15 protein-coding genes, 2 tRNA genes, 1 pseudogene and 1 CRISPR repeat array are annotated in these 18,962 nt (G+C 28.7%); of the genes and pseudogenes, 15 read left to right on the forward strand and 3 right to left on the reverse strand.

All coding sequences use genetic code 11. The annotated features are described in order from the left end of the window. Positions 1-106: 106 nt before the first annotated feature. Positions 107-508 (reverse strand): helix-turn-helix domain-containing protein, encoded by a 402-nt coding sequence (locus CIW83_RS03100; protein WP_201259650.1) that lies wholly within the window; start codon positions 506-508, stop codon positions 107-109. Positions 509-1,023: 515 nt separating this feature from the next. On the opposite strand from CIW83_RS03100, the gene CIW83_RS03105 reads away from it, so the two are divergent. From CIW83_RS03105 to cas13c (CIW83_RS03120), 4 genes are all read left to right on the forward strand, one after another. Further along, complete coding sequence (locus CIW83_RS03105) at positions 1,024-1,251, forward strand: hypothetical protein (RefSeq protein WP_094899333.1); 228 nt, start codon at positions 1,024-1,026, stop codon at positions 1,249-1,251. A 118-nt stretch (positions 1,252-1,369) separates the two neighbouring features. Beyond that, the gene (locus tag CIW83_RS03110) at positions 1,370-1,723 is read left to right on the forward strand and encodes a hypothetical protein (protein ID WP_094899334.1); all 354 of its coding nucleotides are present in this window, start codon (positions 1,370-1,372) and stop codon (positions 1,721-1,723) included. A 413-nt stretch (positions 1,724-2,136) separates the two neighbouring features. After that, positions 2,137-2,799, forward strand: coding sequence for a type VI-C CRISPR-associated RNA-guided ribonuclease Cas13c (gene cas13c, locus CIW83_RS24180; protein WP_094899335.1), 663 nt, complete (start codon positions 2,137-2,139; stop codon positions 2,797-2,799). A 13-nt stretch (positions 2,800-2,812) separates the two neighbouring features. Beyond that, complete coding sequence (gene cas13c / locus CIW83_RS03120; RefSeq protein WP_255374260.1) at positions 2,813-5,377, forward strand: type VI-C CRISPR-associated RNA-guided ribonuclease Cas13c; 2,565 nt, start codon at positions 2,813-2,815, stop codon at positions 5,375-5,377. A gap of 193 nt (positions 5,378-5,570) precedes the next feature. Continuing rightward, a CRISPR array of direct repeats spans positions 5,571-6,327; the repeat unit is 30 nt; unit sequence GGACTATACTCACTAAGGTGAGAATAAAAC. Between the two features lie 139 nt (positions 6,328-6,466). Here cas13c (CIW83_RS03120) and CIW83_RS03125 read toward each other — a convergent pair. Beyond that, positions 6,467-6,856, reverse strand: a complete 390-nt coding sequence (locus tag CIW83_RS03125) for a helix-turn-helix domain-containing protein (RefSeq protein ID WP_094899337.1) — start codon at positions 6,854-6,856, stop codon at positions 6,467-6,469. A gap of 184 nt (positions 6,857-7,040) precedes the next feature. Between CIW83_RS03125 and CIW83_RS03130 the strand changes: the two genes are divergently transcribed. The 4 genes from CIW83_RS03130 (at position 7,041) to CIW83_RS03145 (ending at position 9,616) form a co-directional block, all read left to right on the forward strand. Then, complete coding sequence (locus CIW83_RS03130; RefSeq protein ID WP_158219998.1) at positions 7,041-7,235, forward strand: helix-turn-helix transcriptional regulator; 195 nt, start codon at positions 7,041-7,043, stop codon at positions 7,233-7,235. A 578-nt stretch (positions 7,236-7,813) separates the two neighbouring features. Then, a complete protein-coding gene (locus CIW83_RS03135; protein WP_094899339.1) occupies positions 7,814-8,101 on the forward strand; it encodes a hypothetical protein in 288 nt (95 codons plus the stop codon). 79 nt (positions 8,102-8,180) lie between these two features. Then, positions 8,181-8,375, forward strand: a complete 195-nt coding sequence (locus tag CIW83_RS03140; protein WP_094899341.1) for a hypothetical protein — start codon at positions 8,181-8,183, stop codon at positions 8,373-8,375. Between the two features lie 95 nt (positions 8,376-8,470). Beyond that, positions 8,471-9,616, forward strand: a complete 1,146-nt coding sequence (locus CIW83_RS03145; protein WP_094899344.1) for a site-specific integrase — start codon at positions 8,471-8,473, stop codon at positions 9,614-9,616. Between the two features lie 114 nt (positions 9,617-9,730). Here the strand turns inward: CIW83_RS03145 and CIW83_RS03150 are convergent. Beyond that, positions 9,731-9,817: transfer RNA gene (locus CIW83_RS03150), tRNA-Leu, on the reverse strand. A 125-nt stretch (positions 9,818-9,942) separates the two neighbouring features. Here CIW83_RS03150 and polA point away from each other — a divergent pair. The 7 genes and pseudogenes from polA to eis all read left to right on the forward strand — a co-directional run bounded on the left by polA (position 9,943) and on the right by eis (position 18,803). After that, positions 9,943-12,614: pseudogene (gene polA, locus CIW83_RS03155) on the forward strand (DNA polymerase I). Then, on the forward strand, positions 12,601-13,218 hold the full coding sequence (coaE, locus tag CIW83_RS03160) for a dephospho-CoA kinase (RefSeq protein WP_094899347.1): 618 nt from the start codon (positions 12,601-12,603) through the stop codon (positions 13,216-13,218). The pseudogene polA and the gene coaE overlap by 14 nt, the downstream one beginning before the upstream one ends. Positions 13,219-13,237: 19 nt before the next feature. Next, a complete protein-coding gene (locus CIW83_RS03165; RefSeq protein ID WP_094899349.1) occupies positions 13,238-13,888 on the forward strand; it encodes a lytic transglycosylase domain-containing protein in 651 nt (216 codons plus the stop codon). 15 nt (positions 13,889-13,903) lie between these two features. Next, positions 13,904-15,640 (forward strand): peptide ABC transporter substrate-binding protein, encoded by a 1,737-nt coding sequence (locus CIW83_RS03170; protein WP_094899351.1) that lies wholly within the window; start codon positions 13,904-13,906, stop codon positions 15,638-15,640. Positions 15,641-15,726: 86 nt separating this feature from the next. Next, positions 15,727-15,811: transfer RNA gene (locus tag CIW83_RS03175), tRNA-Leu, on the forward strand. Between the two features lie 85 nt (positions 15,812-15,896). Next, positions 15,897-17,258 carry an MATE family efflux transporter gene (locus CIW83_RS03180; protein WP_094899355.1) on the forward strand — a complete coding sequence of 454 codons (1,362 nt, stop codon included), beginning with the start codon at positions 15,897-15,899 and terminating at the stop codon, positions 17,256-17,258. A gap of 294 nt (positions 17,259-17,552) precedes the next feature. After that, positions 17,553-18,803, forward strand: coding sequence for an enhanced intracellular survival protein Eis (eis, locus tag CIW83_RS03185; protein ID WP_094899357.1), 1,251 nt, complete (start codon positions 17,553-17,555; stop codon positions 18,801-18,803). Positions 18,804-18,962 lie beyond the last annotated feature (159 nt).

Raw genomic sequence — 18,962 nt, forward strand, 5'->3', positions numbered from 1 at the left:
ATTTTTTAATTATTATGTCATATTACCCATGATGTTTGTCTTGTTCACTTTCCTCTAAGTTTATCAATTAATTTTAACTTTAACTTTTCTTTTTCAATATCCTTATTTATTCGATATTAATTGATTCATCAGCGACCTCAGCATCTTTTTTCTGTATATCTCTGAGTTTTAGTAATTCTATGTAAGCTTCTAAGTCTTTCTGACTTTCAGGAGATAGTTTATCAATCTCCTCGACAAGTTTATTTAATGGGGAATATTGGTTTTGAATATTTTCATTAAATTCCTTCATAGAAAGTATAGTAGGCTTTGTAATATCAGTCTCTAAAAGATAATCAGTTGTAACATTATAGTATTTAGCTAATAATTTGAGAGTCTCAATATCAGGTTCTCTGCGACCAGTTTCATAATGAGCATAAGTTGCTCTATTTATTTTTAATTCTGTACTTACTTGGTCTTGTGTAAGATTCAAACTATTTCTTAATTTTCTTAGGTTATCAGATAAAGACACATACATCACCTCAAATATATGATACAAAATGTTGATACAAAAAGAAACTAATGATACAAAAAGTATACAAGAATTAAAAGGTCTTCACGATGATACAAAGTGTATATAAAAATCAAAATATGAGGTATATTAGTGGAGAAAATATACGAAGAACATAAATTAAATAAGTTAAAAAATAACAAGCAAGAGATTCAACTAAAAATTTACAATTCTATAAATAATAATAGATTATTTTATTCCCTTTTGAAGTTTTTATGTTACAATTAGGTAAAAAATGGAAATGGGGGTATAATCATTGATTTTATTATATTGGGAAAAATAGATTTTAATTTTATAACAGGGGATTATGTATAAAGAAGATGATGTGTATATTAGGGTTAAAAGGAGGTCTAATGTAAAGCTAGTCTTCTGAAGATTGATGAAGATGAGACTGAGGGTAATTAATAAATTCGAACAATTAAAGCGACAAAAGAGAATTAAGAATTATTTATTAATTATATATGGAGGTGCTTTAAATGTTTATAGTTTTTGGATTAATTCATGTAGCAATGTTTTCTATTTTTGCATATCTAGAATGGTTTGCTTATGCTGATATACTTAGGAGACCTAGGGAAGTCTCTACTTTCACGATTATAATGCTATTATATAGTTTTTTTATTTCTATACTATTCTTTTATATGCATTTTAAGGATAAGAAAGAGACTAGAGAGTATGATGAGGAACAATTAAAAACTAAAAAATGAGTATGATTCCATTAAACTTACATATCAAGATAAAAAGAAAAATATATTAATTCTAGGAAATGCATTAAATGTAACTTTCTTAGATCATACAAATGTTCTAGGAAATAATTTTGTTCCCATGGAATATTTAATTTGGGCTGATAAAAATATAATTAGTTTATTTCCAAGTGAACCGACGATAGAAAATATGCAATACTATAATGAAATTGAGATACTATCTATTCCCAGAGAATCTATACAATACTTCACTTTACAGGGTGAACTATTTAGAGAAACAAGAATCTCAGGTGGTGGTGGAGGAGGTTCATCAATAGGAGGAGCCATTATTGGTGGACTTCTTGGTGGGGAAACAGGTGCAATTATTGGTAGTAGGAAAGAGGTTGAAGGAGTTAGGTCTGAAATAATTGAACATGATTCAAGAAAAACCTTATTAGTATTAAATGAGAATAATCAAAGAAAAGAAGTTTTTTAAAATCATGAAAGTTTTGAAAAATTCAGGGAGATGATACCAGAAAAAAATTAGAATGTTGTAGAGTCTTTAATCGCAGGGAAGGTAGCCCAACAGAATTCATCAGAAGACAAAGTATTATTTCAGTCTAGGATGCTAAAGCAGATGTTAGATGAAGGAATAATAGATGAAAATATGTTTAAAGAAAAAATTCAAAGAATAATGGATAATTAACTTTAGTTCTAAAGAACATAGTTAATAATATTCCTTAAAATAAATATTATATAAATTCTTAACCTATGTTAAACTAAAGCGACTGATTTGAATTATAGATTTGATTTTATAAAATTACTGTTATTCTAAGCCTTTAGGGTGGTCATATAGATTATAATATGTTTAAAGTTTTATAATATATACTTAAGAAAAGAGGGGATTTTATGAGTATTGGGAATAAGGAGAAATTAAAATCAAATAAAAGTTCAATAGTAAGAGTTATAATTTCTAACTTCGATGATAAGCAGGTTAAAGAAATTAAAGTTTTATACACTAAACAAGGTGGAGTAGATGTTATAAGACTTAATGGTACAGAACCAGATGAGAAGGGCAGAATGAAGTTTAATTTCAACTATGCATATAATAGACTTGAAGATGAAGAAACTAATTCTCTTGAGGAAATGGATGAACAAAGTTTCTTTGTAGCTACGAATGAAGATGCAACAGAATTATATATAACTAAAAAGCATAAGATGACTGGTGAAATAATAAAAAAATACACATTACAGGGAAAATATATTTTTTTAGACTCAAATAAAACTAAAGTTATAGTATCAATAGTTGATGATATAGACCATTCTGTTACTAATGATTTAAGTGGCATGATTAGATCACCTAGAAGCTTAAAGCAAGATACTAATAGAGTTTTATTAGATGCTGGTGTTATGAAGAATTATAGACAAATAATTTGTAGTGATTTAGAAAGAATAGATGAAACAATAAATATAGATTCTCAAGAGATATATAAAATTAATAGATTTTTAAGCTATAGATCGGATATGATTATCTATTATCAAATGATTAATAATTTTTTTATTACATTATGATGGAGAAGAAGGTATAGACGACAAGGATAGTCAAGATAACGCATATAAAGATGGTAATAAAAATTTAATAAATGAGATATGGAAGTATGAAGGTAAAAAAGATGATGAGAAGAATAAAATTATTGAAAGATCTTATAGGAGCATTGAAAAAAGCATAAATCAGTTTATTTTAGATCATAAGTATAAAGTGGAAAAAGATAAAAAAGGTGAAAAGATAGATATTAGTCAGGAAATGATAGAAGAAGATTTAAGAAAAATATTGATATTATTTTCTAGGCTAAGACATTCTATGGTTCACTACGATTACGAATTCTATCAAGCTCTCTATTCGGGGAAGGACTTTGTCATTTCCGATAAAAATAATTTAGAAAATAGGATGATTAGTCAACTATTAGATTTAAATATTTTTAAAGAATTAAGTAAAGTAAAACTAATTAAAGATAAGGCTATTTCTAACTATTTAGATAAAAATACGACTATACATGTATTAGGACAAGATATAAAAGCAATAAGATTACTTGATATTTATAGAGATATATGTGGGAGTAAGAATGGATTTAATAAATTCATAAATACTATGATTACAATATCTGGAGAAGAAGATAGAGAATATAAAGAAAAAGTTATTGAACATTTTAATAAAAAGATGGAAAATTTATCTACTTATTTGGAAAAGCTTGAAAAGCAAGATAATGCCAAAAGAAATAATAAAAGAGTTTATAACTTATTAAAACAAAAGCTGATTGAACAACAAAAGTTAAAAGAATGGTTTGGTGGACCTTATGTTTATGATATACATAGTTCAAAAAGATATAAAGAACTATATATAGAGAGGAAAAAACTTGTGGATAGACATTCAAAACTTTTTGAAGAGGGACTAGATGAGAAAAATAAAAAAGAGCTTACTAAAATAAACGATGAATTATCTAAACTAAATAGTGAAATGAAAGAAATGACGAAATTAAATTCTAAATATAGATTACAATATAAATTACAGTTAGCTTTTGGTTTTATTTTGGAGGAATTTGATTTAAATATTGATACATTTATAAATAATTTTGATAAGGATAAGGATTTAATTATATCAAATTTTATGAAAAAGCGTGATATCTATCTTAATAGAGTCTTAGATAGAGGTGATAATAGATTAAAAAATATTATAAAAGAATATAAGTTTAGAGATACAGAAGACATATTTTGTAATGACAGAGATAATAATCTTGTTAAGTTATATATATTAATGTATATATTACTTCCAGTTGAAATAAGAGGTGATTTCTTAGGATTTGTTAAAAAGAATTATTACGATATGAAACATGTTGATTTCATAGATAAAAAGGATAAAGAAGATAAAGATACATTTTTCCATGATTTAAGACTTTTTGAAAAAAATATTAGAAAACTAGAAATAACAGATTATAGTTTAAGTAGTGGATTTTTAAGTAAAGAACATAAAGTAGATATTGAAAAAAAAATAAATGATTTTATTAATAGAAATGGAGCAATGAAATTACCTGAGGATATAACTATTGAGGAGTTTAACAAGTCTTTAATATTACCAATTATGAAAAACTATCAAATAAATTTTAAACTTTTAAATGATATAGAGATAAGTGCATTATTTAAAATTGCTAAAGATAGAAGCATTACTTTTAAACAAGCTATTGACGAGATTAAAAATGAAGACATTAAAAAGAACAGCAAAAAGAACGATAAAAATAACCATAAAGATAAAAATATTAATTTTACACAGCTCATGAAAAGGGCATTACATGAAAAAATACCATATAAAGCTGGTATGTACCAAATAAGAAATAATATATCACATATTGATATGGAACAATTGTATATAGATCCATTAAATAGCTATATGAATAGTAATAAAAATAATATTACAATAAGTGAACAAATAGAGAAAATTATAGATGTTTGTGTAACAGGGGGGGTAACTGGTAAAGAATTAAATAACAATATTATAAATGATTATTACATGAAGAAAGAAAAATTAGTATTTAATCTGAAGTTAAGGAAACAAAATGATATAGTGAGCATAGAATCACAAGAGAAAAATAAAAGAGAGGAATTTGTTTTTAAGAAATATGGTTTAGATTACAAAGACGGAGAAATAAACATAATAGAGGTAATACAAAAGGTGAATAGCTTACAAGAAGAATTAAGAAACATTAAGGAAACTTCAAAGGAAAAATTAAAAAATAAGGAAACTTTATTTAGAGACATATCATTAATTAATGGAACGATTAGAAAAAACATAAATTTTAAAATCAAGGAAATGGTATTAGATATAGTTCGAATGGATGAAATTAGACATATTAATATACATATATACTATAAAGGAGAAAATTATACTAGAAGCAATATAATTAAATTTAAGTATGCTATTGATGGAGAAAATAAAAAGTACTATTTGAAACAACATGAAATTAATGATATTAATTTAGAACTTAAAGACAAATTTGTTACTTTAATATGTAATATGGACAAGCATCCTAATAAAAATAAACAAACAATCAATTTAGAATCTAACTATATTCAAAACGTAAAATTCATCATACCTTAAGCTTTCAGTCGATGTTCAGTAATGTAAAAATATTAGAGTATCGACTGAAACTTTAAAGCTATTGAAAAGTACAGATATATAATATAAAATGAAATTATTAAATCATTAATTTGAATACAAAAAACTTAAATCAATGGAAATAGACAGAAACCTATAGTATGTATATTGAAACTAGTGGATTATAAAGGGAAGAGGACTATACTCACTAAGGTGAGAATAAAACTTTGGTGTAGAGTTTTCTTATTGGTTAGGTTATAGAGGACTATACTCACTAAGGTGAGAATAAAACATATACCAAGATGGAGGGATGTAAGAGATGTCACAATGGACTATACTCACTAAGGTGAGAATAAAACGACATAAGTGGTAAAATGGATACAGCGGGAGGTACTTGGACTATACTCACTAAGGTGAGAATAAAACTCAGCTGAAGAAGTTAGAAAAGCCGAGCAAACAATTGGACTATACTCACTAAGGTGAGAATAAAACCTAGCTGTTATATTGCCACTAGAGGATAATCCTATTGGACTATACTCACTAAGGTGAGAATAAAACCTCTTTCTGTAATAGACTATACTAGAGGAAATGATAGGACTATACTCACTAAGGTGAGAATAAAACTATTATGCGTTAATAAAAGCTGAATGCGAAAAAGAAGGACTATACTCACTAAGGTGAGAATAAAACTTAAAGCCCTTAAAAACGATTGTGGCGATTATTAGGGGACTATACTCACTAAGGTGAGAATAAAACTTGCAGAAGGTATGATGCCCAACTCTCCTTCTTTAAGGACTATACTCACTAAGGTGAGAATAAAACTTAATAACCTTAGGAGGTAGGGTATGGAGAGTGAAGGGACTATACTCACTAAGGTGAGAATAAAACTCATCAATCCTTTCTTCTACAATCAGAATTAACTCAGACTATACTCACTAAGGTGAAAATAACGAAAATGCTCTAGGATAAACTCCTAGAGCATTTCTATACATAAAAATATTTTCATAATTATCCTAACCTAGGATACTTTTCTTACTCATTTGCCTTTAAGCTCCTTAATTAAACATCTTTTCATGTCATCAATATATTTTCTTAGTCTAAAGTAGTCAATTCATCAGCGACCTCAGTATTTCTTTTCTGCATATCCCTAATCTTATAAAGTTCTATTAACTTCTTTAGTTCTTCCTGACTCTCAGGAGAAAGCTTTTCTATTTCATCTACTATTTTATTATGTATACCAAATTTGGTTTCATCCTCTTTTACTGAAAGTATAAAGGAATCCTTAATATCAGTTCTACCAAGAAGGTAATCTACGGAAACATTAAAAAAGTCAGCGATGCTTTGTAATATCTGATAATCTGGCTGCCTTTTTTCAGATTCGTAAAGACTTATCGTCTGCTGAGATAAATTTAACTGTTCTGCTAAATCTTTTTGTAATAAATTTCTTTCATTTCTAAGAGTCTTTATCCTTTTTCCTATCATAAAAATCACCTTCTTTTGATATTAACTATATTATACAACTCTATGTAATATTAAAAAGATGATATTGCAAAATGTAATTTATTTTCGCTTATAGCATTGACATACAACAAGATGCAATATATAATTAAGATAAGATATACAACAAAATGCAATATAAAGAGAGTTGATTATTACGAGAGAATTATTGATTAATAAAAGAATAGAAAATAAATTGACCCAAAAAAATCTAGCAGAAATAATAGGAATTTCTCAGCAAATGATATCTCTTATTGAAACAGAGAAAAGAAAACCTACCATAGAAATAGCAAAAAGATTAGAGATATTATTTAAAACTCCTATGGAAGAACTATTTCCTGATATTTTTTCAAATATCAATTAGGATATTGAAAAAGAAGAGGAAAATAACTTCTATACAATTTGTAAATAAAGACAAGTTTTGATTTATATATGCAGGACTATGAGTGTTTATATTTTAAACAAATAAAAGACTGCATATTTAAATATATAAATTTTATTTTCAATATCTGAACCTTGAAAACTAAATAAAGATATAACAGGTACGTTACTTCTGCGGCTTTAGAAGAGAAAAGCAAGATGGTGGACGGTTATAAACTATTTTAACACCAAAACTAGACTGGTAATCTAGATTGCCATGACCCGTGGGAGGAAAATAATGATACTTTCGTCTGGCTAACGTATGTCAAGGGACGACTCGCCATCAGCATGGGGAGAGTGCGATTATATTTGTTACTATAGGGTAACGGTATTATATAGCATTATGATGTATGCTAACCACATACAGCCTGGGATATTAATTGTACATATAAATTTTTTACATATTATTAAAAGAAGTAGCTACAACAATAGATGAAAACGTACATATAAATAACGAAAATCAAGAGGAGCTAGAATTATGGCTTCTTTTTTTATTATAAAAAATTACAGGAGGCTATGTTAATGGAATCTTATGTATTAGATGATTTAGCTAAATATCACTGTTTTGAGTGCGACAATGAATTTATTTTAAGTGAATATCAAGTTCAAAATACAACTAAACAGATAATATGTCCTTATTGCCATGGACAAGATGTTGAAGCTTGTGTATTCCTAGATGAGGATGATGATTTATTATATGAATTAGGGTGTATGGGAATGGGACATCATGAAAACCCAGAAGAAGCGGCAATAGCATATGAACAAACTTGGGGAATGATTAAAGAAATTAGAGAAGGATTAAGGAAATGAGACAAAAGATAAAATATAGTTTATTTAAGAGGAGCTAGAATTATAGCTTCTCTTTTATTATAAAAGGGGGGAATATATTTTGTTTCAAGAGTATCCAGATATTATGAATTTTAAGCAATTTAGAAAAGCATTAGGTTTAGGCAAAAACAAGGCATATTTCCTATTGCAATCAAATCAGGTTGAGCATTTTTTTATAGGTACAAATTATAAGATTCCTAAAATGTGTGTCGTGAATTATGTAAAACAACAAATTCAGGAGAATTCACAGTCCTAAGAATATTGTAATATCACGCTCTAATTTTGTTATAATATAGATGTGTAAAGCGATAAGGAGGGTGATGTTATGATGAAAAATAAGGAGAGATAGAAATGCAAGGCTATTTACACAAGCAAGGGAAATATTGGTATTTGCAAATAGATATAGGTAAAGATCCTAATGGAAAACGTATTAGAAGAAATATTAGCACTAAATGCGAAAAAAAGACAGATGCCAGAAAAGTGCAAGTTGAAATACTGACAGAGATAAACAAAGGTCACTTTATAGATATGAGTAAAATTACCTTTAGCGAATATATGTTAAAGTGGCTAGAGGACTATGCAAAGATTAACTGTGAAACGACCACATATGAAGGATATAAGGTAATTATTGAAAAACATATAAAACCTTATTTTAAAGATTTAAGATTACAAGAGCTTAAACCTGCACATATCCAACAATATTATGACTTTCTAATTAAAGAAGGAAGAAAAGATAAGAAGGGCGGATTATCAGCGAACACCGTTAAAAGACATCATGCTAATATAAGAAAAGCTCTTGATAGAGCCGTTATGCCCCTACAGTTGATACCTAGTAATCCGGCTATTAGTGTTGAATTACCTAGAGTTAATAAATTTAAGGGTAAAACTTATGATATAGGGCAATTAAAGAAATTGATTGAAGTATCTAAAGGTGAACCAATTAATATTGCCATTATGTTAGCTTCGGGATTGGGATTAAGACGTGGGGAAGTATGCGGATTAAAATGGTCACACATTGATTTTAAAATAGGGATTGTAAAGATTGAAAACACTAGGACGGCTAATCAAGGTGTAGAAGTAGAAAAAGAGGCTAAAACAGAGAAAAGTAACAGAATTCTACCAATGCCGAGCTATTTAAAGGTATATCTTCAGGAGCTGCAAAAGCATCAGCAAAAAATGAAACTAATATGTGGGCAAGGTTATGAGAATAATGGTTATGTATGTAGTTGGGATGATGGTAGACCAGTAAGACCAGATTATATATCTCAAAGGTTTAAAGATGTTTTAGATAGTAATAACTTACCATCAATTAGATTTCATGATTTGCGACATACTAATGCTACATTACTATTAGAGAAGAATGTTAATATAAAATGGTTAAGTGATTGGTTAGGTCATAGTACAATAAATACAACAGCAGATATATATGCTCATGTAACTCGTAAAATAAAAGAGGAAGTTGCAAATAAAATGGATGAAGTTTTTTCTATATATTAAGTAGATTTATAAGAAATAGAGGCAAGTCACTAAATCGTCACTAAAACAGTAAATTAACATCAATTCATAAAAAAATAAGCTTAGAAGAAATCTTCTAAACTCACTTATCAACTGTGGTGCCGGTGGCCGGACTCGAACCGGCACGGTGTCGCCACCGGTGGATTTTGAGTCCACTACGTCTGCCAATTCCATCACACCGGCAAAACTATTACAAAGAATATAATAGCACATAATCAATAATTAATCAATATTTTTATTTTGCTTTGTTTACTCAAACCATCTTTTGAGATATACTAGAAGAATGGAGTATAGAATGGAGTGATAAGATGGATAAGAAAAGAATAATAATTATAGATGGTAGCTCTTTGCTACACAGAGCATTTTATGCTTTGCCATTATTGTCCACCAAAGATGGAATATATACCAATGGCATATATGGATTTCTGACTATGTTATATAAAGTACAAGAAGAGAAAAAACCAGACTATATCTGTGTAGCTTTTGATAAAAAAGGCCCTACTTTTAGACATGAGGAGTACGATAAATATAAAGCTCATAGGCAATCTACACCTTCAGAATTAGTACAGCAATTTCCAATTATAAGGGAAATTCTAGATGCTATGAAGGTTCGTCATTTAGAGCTAACTGGTTTTGAGGCAGACGATATTGCAGGAACTTTAGCAAAAATGGGTGAAGAAAGTTTGTTAGAAGTTATTTTAGTTACTGGAGATAAGGATTATCTTCAATTAGCAACAGATAATACTAAAGTTTTAATTACAAGAAAAGGAATTACTGAATTAGAAGAGTTTGATAGGAATATAATAATAGAGAAATATGGAATTACTCCCGAACAACTTATAGATTTAAAGGTCTAATGGGAGATCAATCCGATAATATCCCAGGAGTACCAGGAATTGGAGAAAAAACGGGACTAAAATTATTAAAAGAATATGGTACAATTGAAAATATCTATGAAAATATAGAGAATATTAGTGGGAAAAAATTAAAGGAAAACCTAATTGAAAACAAACATCTTGCATTTTTAAGTAAAAAACTTGGCGAGATCATGACTGCTGTACCTATGGACATAAGTTTTGAGGAACTAAAGATTGCAGAGCCTGATTGGGAAAACTTAAAGAGGCTTTATAAAGAGTTAGAATTCAATAGTTTGCTTGGAAAGTTTTCTGATGATTTCACAGATAATAATGAGGAAACAAGTATAAACCTTGAATATAGTATGATAGGTGAATTAGATTATAATGAGTTAATCCATACAATTAAAAAGGAAGGAAAATTTGGATTTAAGTTTATTATATCTAATGATAATTATATTGAGGATAAAATAGTAGCATTAGGTATCAAAACTCAAGGTGTTCCAACTAAAATTGTTTATCTACAAGAAGATAAAAAGAACTTTATAGATAGCTTTAAATTAATTTTTGAAGATAAGTCTATTGAAAAAATAGGGCATAATTTAAAATCTGATATAGTAATATTATCAAGATTAGGAATTAAGATAGATAATATTACTTTTGACTCTATGATAGCTCAATATTTAATTAATCCTGCTCAATCTTCATATACTATAAATGAGATTAGCAAAGAATACTTGAATGTCTATGGTATGGATGAAGAATCTTTATTGGGGAAAGGTAAGAGTAAAAGAAGTTTTAGTGATTTATGTGAAGAAGAGATAGGAAATTGTCTTTCATTTACATTAGATACAATATTGAATGTAGAGTCTAAGATGAAAGAGATTATTAAAGAGCAAGAGATGTTAGACCTCTATTATAATGTTGAGCTACCTTTAGTAGAAGTCCTAGGAAGTATGGAATACTATGGATTTAAGATAGATACAGATGAACTAAAGAAGCTTGGCAAGGAATATGACGAAGAAATAAACTCCTTAACAACTGATATATATACCTTAGCTGATGTAGAATTCAATATCAATTCACCTAAGCAATTAGGAGAAATTTTATTTGATAAGTTATCTTTGCCAATTGTTAAAAAGACTAAAACTGGATATTCAACTGATGCAGAGGTTTTAGATAAACTAAAGGATCAACATCCTATCATTGATAAAGTTCTTAGATATAGACAGATAGTAAAGCTAAAATCAACTTATATAGATGGACTTTTAAATTTGATTAACAAAGATACCAATAGAGTTCATTCAAGTTTTAATCAGACTATAACTACTACTGGAAGAATAAGTAGTACAGAACCAAACCTACAGAATATACCAATTCGAACAGACGACGGTAGAAAAATTAGAAAAGCTTTTATTGCAGAGAATAATAACTATGTACTTGTAGATGCTGATTATTCTCAAATAGAACTTAGGGTATTAGCTCATATATCTAAGGATTCTAAATTAATGGAAGCTTTTATTAATAATGAGGATATTCATAGAAAGACTGCTTCAGAAGTATTTAACGTACCTAAGGAAGAGGTTAGCTCTATAATGAGAAGTAGAGCAAAGGCAGTAAATTTTGGAATAGTTTACGGAATTTCAGATTATGGTTTATCTAGAGATTTAAATATTTCAAGAAAAGAGGCTAAGGAATATATTGATAACTATTTAAAAAATTATAAGATGGTTAAAGAATATATGGAAAATATAGTTGAGGAAGGTAAAGAAAAAGGATATGTAGAAACCATTCTTCATAGAAGAAGATATATTCCAGAGCTTAAGGCGAAAAACTTTAATATTAAATCTTTTGGTGAGCGTATAGCTATGAATACACCTATACAAGGCTCAGCAGCAGATATAATAAAGATGGCTATGGTTAAAGTATATAATGAGCTAAAAATAAGGAATCTAAAATCAAGATTGATACTACAAATTCATGATGAGTTGATAATCGAAGCAGAAAAAGATGAAATTGAAGAAGTAAAAGATATAATGAAAAATATAATGGAAAATTCGATAAAGTTAAATGTACCTCTTATAGTAGATTTAGAGGTAGGTGATAGTTGGTATGACACTAAATAGTTGTATATTAATTGGATTGACAGGTGGAATATCTACTGGCAAATCTACAGTTTCTAAAATGATTATAGATAAGGGATATTCATTAATTGATGCAGATAAAGTTGCTAGAGAAGTTGTTGAAATTAATAAACCAGCGTATATAAAGATAGTTGAGGAATTTGGAGAAAAGATATTGCTGGATGATAAATCTATAGATAGAAAAGCACTAGGAAAAATTATCTTTAGCAATAGGGAGTATCGAGAAAGATTAAATACCATTATTCATCCATATATATTTGAAGCCATAAGACTAAAAATAGATGAGTTATCTTTGGAGAAAAGAATTGTATTTTTAGACATTCCTTTATTGTTTGAACAATATTATCTCTGGGAGAAATATAATATTACTTTCGATGAAATATGGTTGGTATATCTAGAGAAGGATATTCAAATAGAAAGATTGATGAAAAGAGATGGAATATCAAAAGAAGAGGCTTTAAAGAAAATGCAAGCACAGATGGATATAAACTATAAAAAAGCAAGGTCTTCCAAGACAATTGATAATAGTGGAGATGTTGAATATTTAAAAGAACAGGTAGATAAATTGTTAAAGGAATTAATCTAATCTTGGAGGGGTTCTTCTATTGTTTAAAACTATAAAAAAGATTAAAAAAATAATTATATTTATAGCTACTATATTTTTAATACTTACAATAGGGATTATTTTACTAACAACGAATTATCCCATAGGATATAAGAGTATGATAGTAGAATATTCTAAGGAATATGATTTGGATCCATATTTAGTAGCTTCTATAATAAATGTTGAGAGTAAATATGATAAGGATGCTATTTCTCAAAAAGGTGCTAGAGGATTAATGCAAATATCACCTTCAACGGGAAAGTGGGCTAGTGAAGTTTTGGGAATAGATAATTATAGTGAAGATATATTATTTGATCCTGAAACAAATATAAGAATTGGTACTTGGTATCTTGATACTTTGTTCAAGGAATTTGACTATAATTTAGAACTAGTTTTAGCTGCATATAATGCAGGAAGCGGGAATGTAAGTAAATGGCTGAAAGATGAAAAGTATAGTAATGATAGAACTAGCTTGTCTATTATTCCATTTAAGGAGACCGAGGATTATTTAGTAAGGGTAAATCAAAGTTATAAGGTTTATAGTACGTTGTATAAAAAATATATCATGAATCCTAGTGATAAAGATTCTGTTTATATTAATTTACTGCATAATATCAGAAAGATTATAAAAGAAATAATAAGAAACGTGTGATAAGGTGGGGGAAAGATGAAAAACAAAAAATACTTGTGCTTGATTCTTATGATTTTAATAACAGCCACAGCCGTGGGATGTGCACAAAATGAATTAAATGTAGGAAATGATGATATAACTGAAGATAAAAAAATCTCCATTGAATATGATCCTGTGGAAGGGGGTCAAGTAGTTGTCCCTTTAACTAATTTTAATACACTAAATCCATTAATGACAGAGAATAGTAGTTATTATTTTTTTTCCAAACTTATTTTTGAAGGCCTATTCGAGTTTGACAATGACTTAAATATAGTGAATCAATTAGCTGAATCTTATAATATTCTGGATGAGGGGAGAACTATTGAAATAAAATTAAAAGATAATATTTTTTGGCATGATGGTGAGGAATTCAAGCCCGAAGATGTAGTCTTTACAGTAAATACTATTAAATATGCAAGTGCAGATAGTACATACAGACAAATGTTTTTAAATGCAATGGGATCTACCAGCACATCGGATATAAAAAGAATTATGGATATTACTATTACAGGCAGTAATGATATAGTAATTACCTTTGATAGAGCTTTTAGCAATAATCTTGAAGTTCTAACTTTTCCTATAATACCAAAACATGCTTTTACTTCAGGAAAATCAGGTAATAGTGATTACATTAAGGCTTTACAATTAGATGATTATAAGCCAATAGGTACTGGTCCGTTTAAATTCCAAACATATGAAAAGATGAAGGAAATAAGGTTATCAGCAAGCGATAATTATAGAGGTGGTAGGCCGTATATTGATGAGATATTAGGCAGAGTGTTAGAAAGTGAAGAAGATATCTTAACTGCCTTTGAGACAGGACAGATAAATATAGCCACAACTGTAGGCGTTGATTGGGACAAGTATAGTCAAAATAGCAGAATTAAAGCGTTAGAGTTTGTATCCGCAAATTATGAATTTTTAGGATTTAACTTTGGAAAGGAATTATTTTCTGGAGAAAAAGGAGAAGGATTAAGACGAGCTATTGCTTATGGAATAGACAGACAGTCTATTATTCAAAAACTTTACCTAGGACATGGAACACAAACTGATGTGCCTATTCATCCAGATTCTTGGCTGTTATCCGAAAAAGCAAATACTTTTGGTTATAACTTAGATTTAGCAAAGGAAGAATTAAAAAAATTAGGGTGGAAGGATACAAATAACGATGGAATATTAGAAGATGAAAATGGTAAAGGTCTTTCGCTTAAGATTTTAACTAACTCATATAATCTAATGAGACTAAAAACTGCAGAGATGATAAAAGATGATTTGAAAAAATTGGGGATAGATGTTAGTATTTATCCTGAGAATAAGAAGGAAGAAGATATTACAGTAGAAGATATTCAGGGACAGTGGACAGAAGTAAATCAACTTTTAGGAGCTGGTGACTATGATATGGCTCTTCTTGGATGGCAATTATCTGTAATTCCAGATTTGTCTTTTGCATTCCATAGTTCACAAATTCCTTATAATACAAATTTTATTAAATACTCTAATCCAAATATGGATGAATTACTTCAAAATGTGTTTCTTAAATCTTCTAGAGATGAAAAAGTGAAGGCATATGATGAATTACAAAGCTTCATAGTAGAGGATTTACCATATATAAGTTTGTTTTTTAAAAACAAGGCTTTGCTAATAGATAGTAAAATAGTAGGAGAGTTAAATCCAGCATTCTTCAACCCATATAAAGGGATAGAAAAATGCTATATACCTAAGGATTTACAATAAATATTCAATAAAGGAAATATACATGGAAGAAATATGATATTGAAAAAGCTTTAAAAATGTAGTATTATAGTATAGGCAATTTGATTGCAGGAGTGGCGGAACGGCAGACGCGCTATCTTGAGGGGGTAGTAAGCAAAGCTTGTGAGGGTTCAAATCCCTTCTCCTGCACCATAATACATAATAAACTACATCTCCATCTCTGATGGAGTTTTTTTATTGAAATAAAAATTTATTTTAAGTATAAGGAGGTTTCTAAATGAAGAAAGACATAACTAATAAATTAGGAACAGAGAGTGTAGGTAGACTATTATTAAACTTAGCTCTACCAGCGATCATAGCCCAGCTTGTTAATATGCTTTATAATATTGTTGATCGTATATACATAGGTCATATTCCAGGAATAGGAGCAACTGCATTAACAGGTGTAGGCGTAACATTTCCAATTATAATGATTATTACAGCATTTAGTTCACTAATTGGGATGGGTGGTGCTCCAAGAGCTGCAATAAAAATGGGGGAACAAAGAGATGATTTGGCTGAAGAAATATTAGGTAATTGTTTCACGCTTCTAATAGGAATTGCAATTATCCTAACGATTTTCTTCTTAATTACTGGTGAAAGGTTATTAATGATGTTTGGTGCCAGCAGCGAAACAATTAGCTATGGACTTAGTTATTTAAATATATATGTGGCTGGAACCATATTTGTAATGATTACCTTAGGGCTAAATAGCTTTATATCAACTCAAGGATTTTCTAAAATCAGTATGTTAACAGTAGTTATAGGTGCAGTAATTAATATAATTCTAGATCCTATTTTAATATTTGGCTTTAATATGGGAGTACAAGGTGCTGCTATAGCAACAGTAATTTCACAAGCAGTTTCAGCTATCTGGGTTCTTAGATTTATGGTGGGGGAAAAGACAAAACTTAAAATTCATAAGAGATATTTAAAATTGAAAAAAGAAGCTATAATTCCAGTGCTTATGTTAGGAATTTCACCATTTATAATGAATAGTACGGAGAGTCTTTTAAATATCTCTTTAAATGCTTCTTTACAAAAATATGGGGGAGATATTGCAGTAGGAGCAATGACTATTCTTTCAAGTTTAATGCAGATAATGTTTTTACCCTTAGCAGGATTAACTCAAGGGGCTCAGCCAATAATTAGCTATAACTATGGGGCAAAAAATAATGAACGAGTAAAAGAAACCTTTAAATTACTTATTCTGTCCGCTATGATATTTTCACTTGTTTTATGGACTCTTATGATGATATTTCCAAAAGTTTTTGTATCTTTATTTACTAAGGATATAGAACTAATGAATATCACAGTATGGGCAATGAGAATTTATCTAGGAGCAGGAGTTGTACTTGGTGCACAAATTGCTTGCCAGCAAACTTTTATAGCAATAGGACAGGCTAAAATTTCCTTATTTTTGGCATTACTTAGAAAAATCATTTTATTAATTCCTTTAATATATGTTTTACCAATTTTCTTTAAGGATAAAGTATTTGCAGTATTTTTTGCGGAGCCTATAGCAGATATTATAGCAGTTACTGTGACAGTTGTTGTTTTCGCAATACAATTTAAAAAGCTATTACTTGAGAATATATAATATGGCCTTTAAAAAACAAATATATAGAGGGTTTCTTTAAGTAAGATTTATATATAAGTCATCGATCTATTAATATTTAACAAAATAATAGTTGTAGTGATAAGAATTTGATTAGAAAGAAATTTAAAACTATATAAAATATATATTGTTAAATATATAAAAATAGTCAAATAATTATAGAAAAGTAATTATTATTTGCTATTGTTTGAATATTCTTATACAATTATATTAAGAATAAAAGATTGCTCAATTATATTATTTGATATAACAAATTAAAGAGACCAGGAGGGAAAAATGAGAGAGATTCGTCAATTAAATGAAGAACATATAGATGCGTATACGGATATTGCTTTTAATGCATACCCAAGCTTCAAGAATTTAGAAAAGGATGCAGTAGAAAAATATAAAAAAATAGCTGTGGAAATTATGACAAATGATCCAGATGTAACTTTTTACGGGATGTTTGAAGGTGAAAAGTTAATTGCTGTAATGCGACTTTTTGATTTTAGAATGAATTGTTTTGGAAAGATATTACCTGTGTCAGGTGTTGGTTTTTTAGGTGTGCATTTAATGCATAAAAAAGAAAAGTGTGCTAAAGCTATGATAGAATTTTATGAAGAAATTTATAAGAAGAAAGGTACTCCTATTGGAATGTTATTGCCATTTAGACCAGATTTTTATAAAAGAATGGGCTATGGAATGGGTACAAAGATGAACCAATACAGATTGCCTCCAGATAGAATTCCAGCATACTTCGGAAAAAGCGACTTGAGATACGTAGAAAAAGAGGGCTTTGATAAATTGTTTGATTGTCACAGCAGGGTAGTTGCAAAAAAACATGGAATGATAATGAAAATTGGAGATGAAATAAGAGATCTAAAAAATGACCCATATAACAAAATTATAGCTAATTATGATGAAAAAGGAAATATTAATGGATATCTTGTATTTAAATTCCAAAATGCTAAGGATGGGAATTATACAATAAATAATATTTATATAAAAGAATTGATTTATGAAAATACAGATGTGCTTAAGAAACTTCTGGGCTTTCTTCGAAAGCAGGATGATCAGGTAAATTTAGTTGTGTTCAATACAGAGGATGAGAATTTCTACTATTTATTCGATAATCCTCTTAATGATTCCTTAAATTATATCCCATATGGATATATTGAAAGCAATACTCAGGCAGTAGGTGTAATGTATAAATTATTTGATATTAATCAAGCTTTTGAACAATGTTCCCATAGAAATTATAACAATTCGAATTTGAAGGTAAGGTTTTTGGTATATGATGAATTGAATAATAAAGAAATTGAAATAGTAGTAAACTTTATAGATGGAATTGTAAATACTGATTCGGAAAAGTTTGATGTAACTATGAGAACTAATATGGCAAACTTTTCATCTTTATTCTTAGGCTCTACATCTGTAATAGGAATGTATAATTTAGGACTTTTAGAGCTAGACAACGTAGAGTTTTTGGAGGATATTGATAGAACGTTTTACTGTAGTCAAAAACCAGTTTGTTATACTGATTTTTAAATAATAATGAAAAGTGAATGTTAAAATAAAGAAAAACCCATCTCTAAGTAATTGATTATACTTAAATCAAGGGGGATGCTTTTGTGAAAGTCACTATTTCAGATTTGATAAACTTAGAAAGACTTGGTGCTATGAGGTTTATTGAAGGGAAAAGTCGAC

The sequence above is a fragment of the Tissierella sp. P1 genome, from assembly GCF_002266425.1.
GTDB lineage: Bacteria > Bacillota > Clostridia > Tissierellales > Tissierellaceae > Tissierella > Tissierella carlieri.

What these genes read in the sequence shown, in the direction of transcription:
- CIW83_RS03105 (WP_094899333.1), top strand. Translation starts at nt 1,024, where the DNA reads ATGTTTATAGTTTTTGGATTAATTCATGTAGCAATGTTTTCTATTTTT.
- CIW83_RS03110 (WP_094899334.1), top strand. Translation starts at nt 1,370, where the DNA reads ATGGAATATTTAATTTGGGCTGATAAAAATATAATTAGTTTATTTCCA.
- cas13c (WP_094899335.1), top strand. Translation starts at nt 2,137, where the DNA reads ATGAGTATTGGGAATAAGGAGAAATTAAAATCAAATAAAAGTTCAATA.
- CIW83_RS03125 (WP_094899337.1), bottom strand. Translation starts at nt 6,856, where the DNA reads ATGATAGGAAAAAGGATAAAGACTCTTAGAAATGAAAGAAATTTATTA.
- CIW83_RS03135 (WP_094899339.1), top strand. Translation starts at nt 7,814, where the DNA reads ATGGAATCTTATGTATTAGATGATTTAGCTAAATATCACTGTTTTGAG.
- CIW83_RS03145 (WP_094899344.1), top strand. Translation starts at nt 8,471, where the DNA reads ATGCAAGGCTATTTACACAAGCAAGGGAAATATTGGTATTTGCAAATA.
- coaE (WP_094899347.1), top strand. Translation starts at nt 12,601, where the DNA reads ATGACACTAAATAGTTGTATATTAATTGGATTGACAGGTGGAATATCT.
- CIW83_RS03170 (WP_094899351.1), top strand. Translation starts at nt 13,904, where the DNA reads ATGAAAAACAAAAAATACTTGTGCTTGATTCTTATGATTTTAATAACA.
- CIW83_RS03180 (WP_094899355.1), top strand. Translation starts at nt 15,897, where the DNA reads ATGAAGAAAGACATAACTAATAAATTAGGAACAGAGAGTGTAGGTAGA.
- eis (WP_094899357.1), top strand. Translation starts at nt 17,553, where the DNA reads ATGAGAGAGATTCGTCAATTAAATGAAGAACATATAGATGCGTATACG.